The 14439-nt window shown below is 67.3% G+C and carries 10 protein-coding genes; 3 read left to right on the plus strand and 7 right to left on the minus strand.

The features are described from left to right. The 3 genes from BUR94_RS17220 to BUR94_RS17230 form a co-directional block, all read right to left on the minus strand. Positions 1–2397, minus strand: coding sequence for a circularly permuted type 2 ATP-grasp protein (locus BUR94_RS17220; RefSeq protein ID WP_245794514.1), 2397 nt, complete (start codon positions 2395–2397; stop codon positions 1–3). Beyond that, the gene (locus BUR94_RS17225) at positions 2394–5750 is read right to left on the minus strand and encodes a transglutaminase family protein (protein WP_074257394.1); all 3357 of its coding nucleotides are present in this window, start codon (positions 5748–5750) and stop codon (positions 2394–2396) included. Before BUR94_RS17225 ends, BUR94_RS17220 begins: the two co-directional genes overlap by 4 nt. A 144-nt stretch (positions 5751–5894) precedes the next feature. Beyond that, a complete protein-coding gene (locus tag BUR94_RS17230; protein WP_074257395.1) occupies positions 5895–6464 on the minus strand; it encodes a hypothetical protein in 570 nt (189 codons plus the stop codon). Between the two features lie 400 nt (positions 6465–6864). Between BUR94_RS17230 and BUR94_RS17235 the strand changes: the two genes are divergently transcribed. From BUR94_RS17235 to BUR94_RS17245, 3 genes are all read left to right on the plus strand, one after another. Then, entirely contained in the window at positions 6865–7803 is a 939-nt protein-coding gene (locus tag BUR94_RS17235; protein ID WP_139301348.1) for an ABC transporter substrate-binding protein, read from the plus strand. A gap of 61 nt (positions 7804–7864) precedes the next feature. Further along, positions 7865–8659 (plus strand): ABC transporter ATP-binding protein, encoded by a 795-nt coding sequence (locus tag BUR94_RS17240; RefSeq protein ID WP_074257397.1) that lies wholly within the window; start codon positions 7865–7867, stop codon positions 8657–8659. Further along, positions 8656–9423 (plus strand): ABC transporter permease, encoded by a 768-nt coding sequence (locus BUR94_RS17245; protein WP_074257398.1) that lies wholly within the window; start codon positions 8656–8658, stop codon positions 9421–9423. The genes BUR94_RS17240 and BUR94_RS17245 overlap by 4 nt, the downstream gene beginning before the upstream one ends. A 138-nt stretch (positions 9424–9561) precedes the next feature. On the opposite strand, the gene BUR94_RS17250 is transcribed toward BUR94_RS17245, so the two are convergent. The 4 genes from BUR94_RS17250 to BUR94_RS17265 all read right to left on the minus strand — a co-directional run bounded on the left by BUR94_RS17250 (position 9562) and on the right by BUR94_RS17265 (position 14311). Then, on the minus strand, positions 9562–10269 hold the full coding sequence (locus BUR94_RS17250; RefSeq protein ID WP_281249221.1) for a FadR/GntR family transcriptional regulator: 708 nt from the start codon (positions 10267–10269) through the stop codon (positions 9562–9564). Between the two features lie 25 nt (positions 10270–10294). Continuing rightward, a complete protein-coding gene (locus tag BUR94_RS17255; protein WP_074257400.1) occupies positions 10295–11275 on the minus strand; it encodes an ABC transporter ATP-binding protein in 981 nt (326 codons plus the stop codon). Continuing rightward, a complete protein-coding gene (locus BUR94_RS17260; RefSeq protein WP_074257401.1) occupies positions 11272–13149 on the minus strand; it encodes a dipeptide/oligopeptide/nickel ABC transporter permease/ATP-binding protein in 1878 nt (625 codons plus the stop codon). Before BUR94_RS17260 ends, BUR94_RS17255 begins: the two co-directional genes overlap by 4 nt. Positions 13150–13363: 214 nt before the next feature. Further along, positions 13364–14311 carry an ABC transporter permease gene (locus tag BUR94_RS17265; protein WP_074257402.1) on the minus strand — a complete coding sequence of 316 codons (948 nt, stop codon included), beginning with the start codon at positions 14309–14311 and terminating at the stop codon, positions 13364–13366. Positions 14312–14439: the final 128 nt, after the last annotated feature.

The raw sequence follows: 14439 nt of genomic DNA on the forward strand, positions 1-14439 counted from the left end.
TCACCTCAGGTAGAGCGTGGAGAGAAGATTGGACACGTTCGCGAGATCGTCGCGCAACTTCAACAGGGCCTTGGAGCTCAGCGCGCCCGGTTCGGCGGTTTGCAACTGGGTTTCGATCGGCATCACCGCGCGGGTCAGGGCGGTGGGCCGGCCGGGCGCGGAACTGCCGGGCAGCATCCGCGACAGCTCGATCATCTCCGAAAGCTGGAAGACGATGGCACGCGGGTTGTTGGGGTCGAGCGCGAGCAGGTCCACGACCGAGCCGCGACTTGCCTCGATCGGGTAGCGCTGGCGGTGGGTCATGACCGCATCGCCCAGCTCCAGCGCGATATCGAGGCTGCCCTGCGGATGATCGGCATCACAGAAGGCGGCAAGGATCGACGAAAGGGCATCTGCCCGCTCCAGCGCCCGCCCGAAAGCCAGAAAGCTCCAGCCGATGGAGCGATACATGTTCTCCTGAACGAGGCCCGAAAAGCCGGTGACCTTGCGCAGCAGAACGCCCATTTCATGCACGGCACTGTCGCCGGGGCGGGTGGTGCCGCTCATGTTGGCGAGCGTCTGCGCGAGATCGGAGAGGGCATTCCAGCCGTCGATCGAAAAGCGGTCGCGGACCTTTCCGGCGCAACTGCGGCCCGACGCAAGCAGGCCAGAAAGCGCGGACGGGATTGGCTCGGCCACGTCGAGCGCGAAGATCTCCATGTACTTGGCGAGCTTCACCAGTCGCGGATCCTTGCGGTCGCCGGTTTCGGCAAGCCGCAGGTGATAGGCGCGCAGCAGGCGAATTGCGCCTTCGAACCGCTCCACGTAGCGCCCGAGCCAGAAGAGGTTTTCGGCTGCACGGGCCGGGAGTGCCCCGGCGCGGGGTGTGAGGGACGAGCTGGCGCCGAGCATCGACTCGGCGGAAACCGGGACATCGCCCATGATCCAGACGTCGGCCACCGTGCCGCCGCGCTGCATGGCCAGCGCCGACAGATCGTCGGACGAGCCGATGCGGGCGTATCCGCCGGGCATGAAGGTCCAGCCATTCGGGGTGCGCGCCGCCGTTACCCGCACCGTCATCGGGCGCGGCACGAGGCGGCCGTTCTCCCAGGCGGGGGTGGTCGAGAGCGTGACGAGCTCCTGAGCCACGAGGTTGCCGCCTTCGGCCTCGATCCAGGCGTCGATCGACTCCTGCGCCCGCGCGCGGAAGCCGTCGCCCTGAGCCGTGGTCGCGCCAAGCTCGAAGGGCAGGTCGGCGGCCAGCGCGTGCCCGATCATCAATTCCGAGGTATGGGCGCGGACATGGGCGCGCTCGCTCTCGGTGCCGCACCACCAGGTGGCGATGTTGGGCAGCTTCAGGGGCTGGCCGGTGAGAACCTCGGAGATTCGCGGCAGAAAGGCCTCGAGCGCGCGCATCTCGAGCACGCCGGCGCCGAGGGAATTGACCATCGACAGCGTGCCGAGCCGCAATGCCTGCACAAGCCCCGGGGTGCCGAGATAGGAGGATTCGTCGAGTTCCAGAGGGTCGGCGAACTCGCTGTCGAGCCTCCGCCACAGCGCGCCCAGTGGCTCCAGCCCTTCGACGGTGCGCACCTTGAGCTGCCCGTCGTGCACGATCATGTCCTCGCCCTCGAGCAGCATCATCCCGAGGTAGCGGGCGATGTAGGTGTGCTCGAAGTAGGTGTCGTTGCCTGGCCCCGGAGTCAGGATCGCCGCCCGGCGACCGGCCTCCCCGGACAGCCCGTCAAGCGCTGCCCGGAAGGCGCGGAAGAAGCCGGCGAGACGGTGAATGTTGGCGCGGGGGAAAGGATCCTGGAAGATCCGCGCCGTCGCCATCCGGTTCTCGAGCGCGAAGCCGGCGCCGGAGGGGGCCTGCGTGCGGTCGCCCAGCACGAACCATGTGCCATCGGGGTTGCGCGAGATCTCGAAGGCGATGATGTGCAGGAAATGCCCCGAGGCAGGCGCGATGCCCACCATCGGGCGCAGCCAGCGCGGATTGCGGGCCACCAGTTCGGCCGGCAGGTGTCCGCCCCGGACCAGCTCGGCCGGGCCGTAGAGATCGGCCACGACCCGCTCGAGAAGGTCCGCGCGCTGGGCAAGGCCATCGCAGATCGAGAACCATTCCTGCTCGTGCAGGATCACCGGAACATGGCTGAACGGCCAGTCGCGCTCTGGCGCGGGGTCGTTGGAATACTGCCGGAAGTACACACCGGCGTCGCGCAGGTAATTGGTGCCGCGGGCAAAGAGATCTTCGATCTCGCGCGGCTTCAGGTCTCCCAGGGCAGAGATGAAGCCTTGCCAGACCGGGCGCATCCGGCCCTGCCCGTCGATCAGCTCGTCCGCGGTTCCGGGCCGGGGCGCGTAGCCCTCCAGCAGCGGAAAGCGGCCGGTGGCCCGGAGAGCGCCGGATCCGGTCAAGCGTTGAGCCTCGGGTCGCGGCGCAGGTCGAGCGTGCAGGGAAACTCCGGGTGCGGCTGCTCGGGCGCCGGCCGGTAGGCGCCGGGCGCGTAGCCATGGGGCTCGAACCGGGCCAGGCGCCGGGCCTCGGCCTCGTTGCCGTTGACCGGGAAGGTCTCGTAGTTGCGCCCGCCGGGATGGGCCACGTGATAGGTGCAACCGCCGATCGGACGGCCTGTCCAGTCATCGTAGATGTCGAAGTGCAGCGGCGTGTTGACCGGCAGTACCGGGTGCAGGGCCTCGGGCGGTTGCCAGGCCTTGTAGCGCACCGCGCCGACCTGCGTGCCCGACTGGTTGCCGGGTGTGAGAGGCACCGGGCGCTGGTTGACCATGATCCGGTAGCGGCCGTGATGCTGAGTGGTCAGCTTGACCTGCAGCCGCTCCACCGAGCTATCGGTGTAGCGCACGGTGCCGCCGATCGCGCCGGTCTCGCCCAGTACGTGCCAAGGCTCCAGGGCCTGCCGCACCTCGAGATGCGCCCCCTCCACCTCGACCTGCCCGCAGAAGGGAAAGCGGAACTCGGCCTGCGCCTCGTACCAGGCCGGGTCGAAGGCGTAGCCGTGCTGGGCGAGGTCTTCGAGCAGCTTGAGGAAATCGGCCCAGAGGAACTCGGGCATCATGTAGCGATCGTGCAGCACGGTGCCCCAGCGCACCGGCTTGCCGCTCACCGGCGCCTTCCAGCAGCGCGCGATGATCGCGCGGATCAGCAGCTGTTGCGCCAGGTTCATGCGCGGGTGCGGTGGCATCTCGAAGCCGCGGAACTCGATCAGCCCGAGCCGCCCGGTGGGGCCATCGGGGGAGTAGAGCTTGTCGATGCAGATCTCGGCGCGGTGGGTATTGCCGGTGACATCGGTCAGCATGTTGCGGAACAGCCGGTCCACCAGCCAGGGCGGCGGCATGTCGCCTTCGCCGGGGGCGGGCACTTGGGCCAGCGCCATCTCCAGCTCGTAGAGCGTGTCGTGGCGGGCCTCGTCGATCCGGGGGGCCTGCGAGGTGGGGCCGATGAAGAGGCCGGAGAAGAGGTAGCTCAGCGACGGGTGCCGCTGCCAGATCAGGATGAGCGACTTCAGCAGGTCGGGACGGCGCAGGAAGGGCGAGTCGTTCGGCGTTTCACCACCCACGACCACGTGATTGCCGCCGCCGGTGCCGGTGTGGCGCCCGTCGATCATGAACTTGTCGGCCCCAAGCCGGCAGTTGCGGGCCTCCTCGTAGATCGCCTCGGTCGTGGCCACGCAATCCTGCCAGTCGTAGGCGGGGTGAATGTTGACCTCGATCACGCCGGGGTCGGGTGCGACGCGGATCACGTTGAGCCGGTGGTCATGGGGCGGAGCATAGCCCTCGATGTGAATGGGCAGGCCCATTTTCTTGGCGGTCGCCTCGGCTGCGGCGAGCAGATCGAGGTACTCCTCCATGCTTTCGACCGGTGGCATGAACACGCAGAGCCGGCCGTCGCGTGGCTCGACCGAGATCGCGGTGCGTACGGCGCCGCCGATGGTCAGCTCCTGCTCGACGATGTCCTGCGTGGGGCCCGTGGCCTTGGGCGCGGAAACCGGCTGTTTGCGCTCTTCGGTGGTCTCCGGCAGCGCGTCTCCGGCCTCTTCGTGGTAGTCGGGCAGGGGACCGCGCTCGATGCTGGGATCGGTGATATAGGTGTAGGGAAACTGGCTCGGCGGGACGTAGGGCAGCGTGCCGAGCGGCAGACGGTAGCCCACGGCGCTGTCACCGGGCACGAGAAAGACCTTGCCGCGCCGGAGCTTCCATTTTTCCGACCGCCACTTGTGGCCGGAAGCGCGGGATTGCCAGGCTTGGATCGGCAGCACGTGACCGGCGGGCTCGGTCAGGCCGCGCTCGAAAACCTTGGCGATGCGGGCGCGCTCTTCCGGGTCCTTCAGCTTTGAGTTCTCCGGGGTCACGTTCTCGGGGAGATTGGCCTCTTTCAGGATCCATTCTCCGGGGTCTTCATAGGCGGGGGCCACGAAATCGGCGCCCACGCCGAGCGCTTCGGCCATGCCTTCAAGAAACTGCTGCGAATGTTCGGCCGTCGCGCCGGTATCCTGGCCCTCCTTGGCGACAAGCGACTCGTCGGCCCAGACAGGCTTGCCGTCGCGCCGCCAGTAAAGCGAGAAGGTCCAGCGCGGGAGGGTCTCGCCCGGATACCACTTGCCCTGCCCGTAGTGCAGGAAGCCGCCGGGGGCGAAGCGGTCGCGGAGGCGGCGGATGAGCTTGTCGGCGAGGTCGCGCTTCATCGGGCCGACGGCGGCGGTGTTCCACTCCGCGCCCTCGAAATCGTCGATTGAGACGAAGGTGGGCTCGCCGCCCATGGTCAGGCGGGCATCGGCGGCCTTGAGGTCCTCATCGACCTTGTTGCCAAGGTCGTTGAGCCGGGTCCAGGCCTCGTCGGAGAAGGGCTTGGTGATGCGCGGGTGTTCGGCGACACGATCCACCTTCATGTCGAAGGCGAATTCTACCTCCGGCGTGCCGGCAGCAGTAAAGCCGCCCGTGATGGGGGCGGCGTTGCGGTAGTGCGGCGTGGCGGCCAGAGGGATGTGGCTCTCGCCGGTGAGCAGGCCGGAGGTCGGGTCGAGCCCGATCCAGCCGGCGCCGGGAATGTAGACCTCGACCCAGGCGTGCAGGTCGGTGAAATCGACCTCGGTGCCGGAGGGGCCGTCGAGCGCCTTCACGTCGGGCTTGAGCTGGATCAGGTAGCCGGAAACGAAGCGGGCGGCAAAGCCGAGGTTGCGCAGGCACTGGACCAGCAACCAGGAGCTGTCGCGGCAGGAGCCGGACTTGACGGTGAGCGTTTCTTCCGGCGTCTGCACGCCGGGCTCCATGCGGATGGTATAATCGACCACGCTGGAGATGTGACTGTTGAGCGCGACCAGAAAGTCGACCGTGCCGTCGATGCCGAAGTTCAGCCCGCCGATGAACTGGGCGAGCTTGGGCCCTTCGGGCTCGGGGCGGCGGTAGATCGAGAGGTCTTCGCGCAGGTCTTCGGGGTAGTCGAACGGCCACTTCTCGGCGCTCTCCTCCACGAAGAAGTCGAAGGGATTGTAGACAGTCATGTCGGCGGTCAGGTCGACCTCGATCTTGAGCTCGCGGACGGGCTCGGGAAAGACAAAGCGTGACAGCCAGTTGCCATACGGGTCCTGCTGGTGGTTCACGAAGTGTCCGCCGGGTGAAACCTTCAGACTGTGGGAGAGCACGCGGGTGCGGGAGTGGGGCGCCGGTCGCAGCCGGATGATCTGCGGGGCCAGGGTAACGGGCCGGTCGTACTTGTAATGCGTGAGGTGATAGATGCTTGCGAGAATGGCCATGCCGATTGGTGCGCCCTGTCTGTGCTGAACACAGGATTTATGCCGCATCTGCGAAGGGTTGCATAGCAGGCATTCTGGAGGGCGTCCTGGGCGCGGCGGCGCGGCCAGGACGGCGGGTGGGCCGCCCCGGCCTTGTCGGGCGGGTCAGAGCGACTCCACGTCGAGGCCTACCGTGATGGCGCCGATCGCCTCGCCGGTAGCCGGATCGGAGATGGTCATGGAGACCTGGCCCTGGTAGCTCTGGGCGCTTTCATCGAACTCGATCGCGTCCACGAAGGTCGCGCCGGGGCCTGCGGCGTAGGTCCTGGCGTGCTTGTCTTCATCGCCCTGCCACATGTCGGAGGTGACGCCGGAGGCGGCGACGTTGAGGCCGTGGCTGTCCATGATGAAGACCTCGGAGATGAGCCCGCCGGAGGCGGCGACCTGATGGCGCAGAAAATCGGCGGCGGCGCTTTGCATGACCGGGTCGATGGTGGGCCCGGATCCCGCATCGGCCTCGCTGCGCCAGGCCTGATCCATCGCGTCGATACCGGCCTGGGTGAGCGCGGCGCGCTCGGCATTGGCGGCCTTGATGGCGGCCACGAGCACCTCGTCGGAGGCCCAGGTGGCGATGCTGGCCGAGAGATAATCGGTCATCGCGGCGTGATAGTCCTGTGCCGAAACGGGGAGGGAAAGAGCCGCGAAACCGGCGGCGAGGAGGGTGTGCTTGAACATGGTGACTCCGTTTGGGGCGCGCTGCGCGGGATGGAACCGGAGGCAGCCGAAGCGCCGCCGTGGCTGCGCAGGCTAAGGAGATTCCGTTAAGGCGGCGTTGAGGGCTCAGGGCCCGGGAGGCCCGAATTGCTAAAACCTTAACGAACCGCGCTACGCCCGGAAGCTGCATCAAAAATGGGCACCCGCTTATCCAGGCGCTGAATCGTTGAGCGAAATCTGGCAGCATGGTATTCCTGCACCGGTGGCAATTCCCCCCTGCCTCGCGGCGTGTCTTTGTCGGGCCGCTCAACACCTGAAACGGAGGTTTTCACCCGTGTTCATTCGCACCATTCTCGGCGTCGGCGCACTGGCCCTTGCCACGGTCACCGCGGCGCAGGACGCCCGCGCGGAATCTCACGCCATGGCACTGCCCTTCGCCCTCGACTGGAAGTTCGAAGGCCCCTCGGCACCCTATTTCGCCGCCATCGACAACGGCCACTTCGAAGGCGCGGGCCTCAATGTGGAGATCACCGCAGGGTCCGGCTCGCTTGACGCGATCCCGAAGGTGGCCACCGGTGCCTTTCCCGTGGGCTTTGCCGACATCAACTCGCTCATCAAGTTCCTCGACCAGAACCCCGGCGCCCCCGTGACCGCCGTGATGATGATCTACGACAAGCCGCCCTTCGCCGTGATCGGCCGCAAGTCGCTCGGCGTCAGCGAGCCGAAGGACCTTGAGGGCAAGGTGCTCGGTGCGCCGCCGCCCGATGGCGCCTGGGCGCAGTTCCCGATCTTTGCCGCCGAGAACGGGCTCGACATGAGCACGATCACGGTGGAGCCCGTGGGCTTTCCGACCCGGGAGCCGATGCTGGCCGAGGGCAACGTGGCCTCGATCACCGGCTTCAACTTCAGCTCCTATCTCAACCTCGTTCGCCTTGGTGTTCCGGAAGACGATATCTCGACAATCCTAATGGCTGATTACGGTGTGGACCTTTACGGGAATGCGATCATCGTCAACACCGAGTGGGCCGCCGAAAACAGGGATACGCTGAAGGCCTTCCTTGCCGCCATCGCCGCGGGCTGGAAGGATGCGATCGCCGACCCGGCGGCCGCCACCGCGAGCCTGATGGAGCGCAACCCGGCCGCCGATGCGGAACTGGAGCAGCGCCGCCTCCAGATGTCGATCGACGCCAACGTGATGACCGACTACGCGATGGAAAGCGGCTTTGGCACCATCGACGAGGAGCGGCTGGCCAGCTCTGTGGAGCAGATCAAGAGCACCTACGAGTTCGTCAACGCGCCCGATCCTTCGCTCTACTTCACCGAGGAATACCTGCCCGAAGGCGGCTTTGCGCTGAAGTGATTGGTGGGTTTCACCCACCCTACGGGGGCGGCGCCTGTCGCCCCCAGCGGGGATAGCCGGCATGACGAACCTCATTGAAATCAAGGGCGTGCGCCACGCCTACCAAACCCCCTCGGGCCGGTTGCCGGTGCTGGACGGGCTCGACGTGGCGGTGCCGGAAGGCGGGTTCGTGGCCGTGGTCGGGCCGTCGGGCTGCGGCAAGTCCACGCTCACGCGGCTCGTGGCCGGCCTGATGAAGCCCGACGAGGGCGAGGTGTGGCTGCATGGTGAACGGGTGAAGGGACCGCGCTCGACGGTGGGCATGGCGTTTCAGAACCCGGTGCTGCTCGAGTGGCGGACGATCCTGAAGAACGTGATGCTGCCGCTCGAGATCGTGCCAACGAAGATGGGCCGGAAGGAGCAGGAAGAGCGGGCGCGCTACCTGCTGCACCTTGTCGGGCTGGAGGGCTTCGAGGACAAGCGGCCGAGCGAGCTTTCGGGCGGGATGCGGCAGCGGGCGAGCCTGTGCCGGTCGCTTGTTCACAAGCCCGAGGTGCTGATCCTGGACGAGCCCTTCGGGGCGCTGGATGCCTTTACCCGCGAGGACTTGTGGCAGACCATGCAGAAGGTGAAGGAGGCCGAGCCCTTCACCGGCGTTCTCATCACCCACGACCTGCGGGAGAGCATCTACCTGGCCAACCAGGTTGTGGTGCTGTCGGGGCGGCCTGCCCGCACGCAATACGTGCTCGACGTGCCCGACAGGGGGCATGACATCGAGCAGCTCTACACGCCGGAAGCCTCGGAGATGCTGGCCATCCTGCGGCACCAGATCGAAGTGGCGCAGGGGCGTGCGTCGGCCGGGGAGACTGCTGCATGAGCCCGAACCTGCGCAAGATCGCGGTGCCGATTGCAGCCGTTCTCGTCTTTCTCCTGCTCTGGGAATTTCTTGTCTGGGCAATGGGTTGGCCGAACTACAAGATGGCCTCCCCGTCTGACCTGGTGCCCGCCTACGCCCGGTATTGGGAGCTGTTCATCGTGATGGGGTGGCAGACGCTCTGGCGCACCCTTGTCGGGTTGATCCTGGCGATCGTCGTGGGCGTTGCCATCGGCATGGTGATGGGCTTTTCGCGCACCATGCGGGAGGCGCTCTACCCGCTGCTGGTGGGGTTCAACGCGATTCCCAAGGCGACGGTCGTGCCCATCGTGGCGCTGATGTTCGTTGGGGCGCATGACTTCAACACGGTGCTCATGGCCTTCATGATCTCGTTCTTTCCGATCGCCGTCAGCATCAGCATCGGCCTGAGCACCCTGGAGCCGGAATATCGTGACATTCTAAGGGCTTTGGGGGCCTCGCAGAGCACGATCTTCTGGAAGATCGCGCTGCCGAAAACCCTGCCGGAGTTCTTTGGCGCGCTGAAGGTGGCGGTGACCCTGGCCTTCATCGGGACCAACCTGATGGAGATCGTCAGCCCCCATGGGCGGGGTCTTGGAGCCCTGTTTGACAGTGGCAAGACCAACTCGGACTATCCGTTGATGTTTGCCGTGCTCATCGCGCTCGCGGCGCTGGGGATCCTGCTCTACTACATCGTGGTCTGGCTGGAGAGTGTCTTTGCCGGTTGGGCGGAGCGCACGCCGGGGTAACGAAGCGCGGTTAACCTCGAATTCGGGTGATACACAACCCATACACAACCCATGCACAACCCGTATGCATGTCGAATGACATAGACGGCGTTAATCAATGGACCGTGCGATGGGCGCGGCGCAGGGCCGCGCGCCGGGTCAACCGGCCATGAACCTTTGCAGCATCACGGCCTCCTGGCCCTCCATGAGCGCGCGGGCGGTGGCCATGTGCTCGGCCATGATCTCGCGGGCCTCCTCGGCGCGGCCCTGCCGGAGCGCCCCGAGCAGCCGGAGCTGGAAATCGCGACCCTTCTTCCAGAGCTCGATGTTGGGGGGGGCGTAGAGCTCGCGGTAGACCGTGAGATCGGAGAGCAGGGCAACCATGAAGTCGATACAGAAGCTCAGCAGAGGGTTGGGCGACTGCTCGGCCAGCATGGCGTGAAACTGCAGCGAGGCGAGGTGCTGCTCGCGCTCCTCCTCGATGCTCTTCGACGGCTCGGAGTAGCTGTCGATCACCGCCTGCAACCCGGAGAGAACGGCGGGCGAGAGCTTGCCCGCCAGCGTGGCGACCAGCTCGGGCTCCAGCACCTGGCGGAGCTGGTAGATGTCTCCGATGGTCAGATCCTTGAAGTAGAAGTAGTTGCCCAGGAGCGCGCGCGCCCGCTCACGGCTGACCTCGTGGACGAACACGCCGCCGCCCGGCCCGGTGCGGGTCTTGACCAGACCTTGCGCCTCGAGGATGCGCATCGCCTCGCGGATCGTGCCCTTGGCCATGCCGAAACGTGCGATCAGCTCGGCTTCGGCGGGCAGACGGTCGCCCGCCTTCATCCCGTGTTCCACGACCCAGGACTTTATGGCCTCGGCCACCTGGACCGGGCGGCTCAGGCGGGCATCAGAGGGGGTGGAAACAGGCGGCAAGATGTTGGTCTCCCATGGCCTCTAGAGGGGGTTCCTCGGTGCGGCATCGGTCTGTCACCCTAGGACAGCGACCGGCGAAGGGGCAACCCGGCGGCGGGTCGAGCGGATCGGGCAGCTCGGCGGCGGCACTCTCGGGCGCGGTGAGCGGGCGGCCGACCACCGGGGCGGAGCTGGCCAGCAGCCGGGTGTAGGGGTGGCGGGGGGCGCGGAACACGTCTTCGGCGCGGCCGATCTCCACCACCGAACCGAAGTAGAGCACCATGATCCGATCCGACACCGCCTCGACCACGGCGAGATCGTGGCTGATGAAGAGGTAGGTGAGGCCGAACTCCGCCTTGAGCCGCGCCATCAGGTTGAGCACCTGGGCCTGCACGGAGACGTCGAGCGCCGAGACCGGCTCGTCGAGAATGATGATCTCGGGCGCGGCGGCCAGGGCGCGGGCGATGCCGATGCGCTGGGCCTGGCCGCCGGAGAACTCGTGCGGGTAGCGGTCGAGAAACTCTTGGCGCAGGTTCACGCTGGCGAAGATCTCGGCGATCCGGGCCGCGCGCGCGGGCTTGTCCATGCCGTGCAGCAGCTTGAGCGGCGCTTCCATGATCTGGCGGATCGTCTTGCGCGGGTTCAGAGAAGAAATCGGGTCCTGGAACATGTACTGGATCAGCCGCCCGAAGGCCGCCGGGTCGGCGTTGTCGAGCGCCTTGCCGGCGATCTCGATATGGCCGGTCGTGGGCTCCAGCAGGCCCACCAGCATGCGGGCGAAGGTGGACTTGCCGCAGCCGCTCTCGCCGACGATGCCCAGCGTCTCGCCCTCGGGCACCTCGAAGCTCACGGGCCGCACGGCCCGCACGCCGGGGCGGGCGCGAGAGAACAGGCCGCCGCCGACCGGGAAGGTCTTGGAGAGGTTCTCGACCCTGAGGGCGAGTTTGGGGGCGGGGGCGCTATCGAGAGGGCTCATGCCAGCTTCTCCTCGGGGTGGATGCAGCGGACGGCGCGGGGGGCGGGGCCCTCCAGCGGGATGTAGCCGACCTTGCACTCCGGCGCGGCCTTGTGGCAGCGGGGCGCGAAGTGGCAGCCCGGTGGCAGGTCATCGACCATCGGCGGAAGGCCCGGAATGGCGGCCAACTCACGCCGCCCGCCGCCCAGCTCGGGCACGCAGGCGATGAGGCGCCGGGTGTAGGGGTGGGCGGGGGCGTCGAGCACGGCACGGGTCGGCCCTTCCTCGACGATCCGGCCCGCATACATAACCGCCACCCGGTCGCAGAGCTGGGCCACCACGCCGAAGTCGTGGGTGATGAAGACGATCGCCAGCCCGCGCTCGCGGCGCAGGTCGCTCAGCAGCGACAGGATCTGGGCCTGCACGGTGACGTCGAGCGCCGTCGTCGGCTCGTCGGCGATGATGATGTCGGGCGCGTTGGCCAGTGCCATCGCGATGCCGACGCGCTGGCGCATGCCGCCCGACATCTCGTGCGGGTAATTGGAGAGCCGGGACTCGGGGTTGGGGATGCGGACCTGCGTCATCAGCTCCAGCGCGCGGGCGCGGGCCTGGGTGCGGCTGACCCGGCTGTCATGCACACGGATCGCCTCGGCCAGCTGGTCGCCTACGGTGTAGAGCGGGTGCAGGGTGCTGAGCGGATCCTGAAAGATGTAGGCGATGCGGTTGCCACGGGTGCGGCGGAGGGTTTCGTAGCCGGCGGAGAGCAGATCCTTGCCCTCCAGCCGCACGGCGCCGCCAGTGATGACGCCCGGAGGCGAGGCGACGAGGCCGGTGACGGAGAGCGCCGTGACCGACTTGCCCGAGCCGCTCTCGCCGATGATACCGAGACATTCGCCGGGTTTGACCGAAAGTGAGACCTTGCCGACCGCCTGATAGACCCGGTTGCCGACGTGGAACTGGGTTTCAAGCTCCTGGATATCGAGCAGGGGGGCCTCGGGCCGGGCGGCGGGGATGGCGCGGTTCTTGAACACGGTGGTGACAGGCAGCGGGCGGGAGAGCGCACCTGAGCGCAGGCGCGGATCGAGCGCGTCTCGCACGCCGTCGCCCAGCAGGTTCACCGACATGACGATGAGAAAGATCATCACGCCGGGGATGATCGAGGTGTGCGGATTGGTGGTGAAGGCTGCGCGGGCCTGGCCGAGCATGGAGCCGAGGTCACTGTCGGGCGGCTGGGAGCCGAGGCCGAGGAAGGAGAGGCCTGCGGTTTCGAGGATCATCCAGCCGACGGTTGTGGACATGGCGATGACGATGACCGGCAGCACGTTGGGCAGGATCTCGGACAGGATGATCCGGACATGACCCTTGCCGGAGAGCCGGGCGGCATCGACGAACTCGCGGTGGGCGAGGCCCACGGTGATGCCGCGGATGTTGCGGGCGAAGAAGGGGATGTTGACGGCGGCCACGGCGATCAGCGCGTTGATCAGCCCGGTGCCAAGTGCTGCGACGATGGCCAGCGCCAGCAGGATGTAGGGAAAGGCCATCAGCATGTCTATCCCGCGCATCAGGATGTTGTCGGTCCGGCCACCGAAGTAGCCCGAGACGATGCCGATGGCGGAGCCGAAGAAGGCGGCGAGGAAGGCGGCGACGGCGCCGACGGCGAGCGAGGTGCGGGTGCCCCACATGAGGCGGGAGAGCTGGTCGCGGCCGAGGTGATCGGCGCCGAGCAGGTAGCCTTCGGTGAGGGGCCTGGCGAAGCGGTCGGCGGTGTTGGTGATGTTGGGGTCGGTCAGCGGGAGGATCGGGGTGAGGAGGGCGAGGACGACGATGAAAGCGAGCACGACGGCGCCCATGGCGGCGAGGCGGTTGCGGAAGAGGAGCTTGAGGAAGGCGGTCATGCGGGGGCTCCTGTGGGGACGGTCGAGTTGGTCGCTTGGCCCGGAATCAAGCCGAAGGCGCCGGGCCAGCGCCGTCCCGCCCCCCGGGGCGGCGCTTCGGTGAGGTTGGGGCTGACCTCGCAGGTCGAGCTACCACGGCACCATAAAGTGCCACGCACAGCCGTTGCGGGCGCCACCCCGCGGGACGGCGCTGGCCCGGCTTCCGTTGCGCGGCTCATGTCTTGATCCTCGGGTCGAGCAGGGCCTGGGCCACGTCGACCACGATGTTGAAGAGCACGTAGCAGGCGGCGACCACCACGACGCCGCCCTGCACCAGCAACACGTCGCGCTGGGAGATGGCGTTGACCAGCATCTGCCCGATGCCGGGCCAGTCGAAGACCATCTCGATATAGACCGCGCCCGACACCACGAAGCCGGCCTGGATGCCGAGCACCGGGATGATCGAGACCATTGCGGCCTTCAGGGCGTGGCCCATGATGACCCGCCGCTCGCCGACCCCCTTGGCACGGGCGGTGCGGATGTAATCCTGCCGGAGCACCTCGAGCATGGCGGAGCGGGAGAGGCGGGCGATGACGCCGGTGGCGACCACGGCCAGGGCGGAGGCGGGCAGGACGAGGTGGTTGAGCAGGTCCACCGGGCCGCCGCCGCCGTAGATGAGATACATCCCCGAGACCGGGAACATCCGCAGCTTCAGGGCGAAGAGGATGATGAGGATCATGCCCAGGAAGAAGGAGGGGATGGAGATGCCGATCAGGACGGTGAAGGTGATGACCTTGTCGGCGAGGCCATACTGCCGGGCGGCGGAGACCACCCCCGCGAGGATGCCCAGCACGGAGCAGAGCACGAAGGCGACGCCGGCGAGGATGAGGGTATTGCCGAAGCGGCCCATCACCTCGTCGATCACCGGCTTGTTCTGCGAGTAGCTGCGGCCGAAATCCCCGGTCAGCATGTTGCCGAGCCAGATGAAATAGCGCTGCACCAAGGGTTTATCGAGGCCGAGGTCGGCGTTGAGCTTGGCGACGTTCTCAGGCGTGGCGTAGGCGCCGAGGATGGCGAGGGCCGGATCGCCGGGGATCATCGCCATGATGAAGAAGACGAGGACGGAGACGCCGATCAGCACCGGGATGGCGGCGACGAGGCGCTTGAGGATGTAACTGCCCATCGGGTGTCTCCTGTGGGGGGCTGCGGCGGGCGCGGGGAGGGTGCGCCCGCCGCGGGGGGCGGCTCATCCGTCTTTCGAGACGTCTTCGCCGGGGCGAAGAGGCGGCCGGAGGTCGGCGAGCCGCCGCC

Source organism: Vannielia litorea, from assembly GCF_900142295.1.
Taxonomy (GTDB): Bacteria; Pseudomonadota; Alphaproteobacteria; order Rhodobacterales; family Rhodobacteraceae; genus Vannielia; species Vannielia litorea.

Excerpts from the sequence above, each read along its gene's own strand:
- BUR94_RS17245 (WP_074257398.1), top strand. The coding sequence starts at position 8,656 with ATGAGCCCGAACCTGCGCAAGATCGCGGTGCCGATTGCAGCCGTTCTC.
- BUR94_RS17255 (WP_074257400.1), bottom strand. The coding sequence starts at position 11,275 with ATGAGCCCTCTCGATAGCGCCCCCGCCCCCAAACTCGCCCTCAGGGTC.
- BUR94_RS17235 (WP_139301348.1), top strand. The coding sequence starts at position 6,865 with ATGGCACTGCCCTTCGCCCTCGACTGGAAGTTCGAAGGCCCCTCGGCA.
- BUR94_RS17260 (WP_074257401.1), bottom strand. The coding sequence starts at position 13,149 with ATGACCGCCTTCCTCAAGCTCCTCTTCCGCAACCGCCTCGCCGCCATG.
- BUR94_RS17230 (WP_074257395.1), bottom strand. The coding sequence starts at position 6,464 with ATGTTCAAGCACACCCTCCTCGCCGCCGGTTTCGCGGCTCTTTCCCTC.
- BUR94_RS17265 (WP_074257402.1), bottom strand. The coding sequence starts at position 14,311 with ATGGGCAGTTACATCCTCAAGCGCCTCGTCGCCGCCATCCCGGTGCTG.
- BUR94_RS17240 (WP_074257397.1), top strand. The coding sequence starts at position 7,865 with ATGACGAACCTCATTGAAATCAAGGGCGTGCGCCACGCCTACCAAACC.
- BUR94_RS17225 (WP_074257394.1), bottom strand. The coding sequence starts at position 5,750 with ATGGCCATTCTCGCAAGCATCTATCACCTCACGCATTACAAGTACGAC.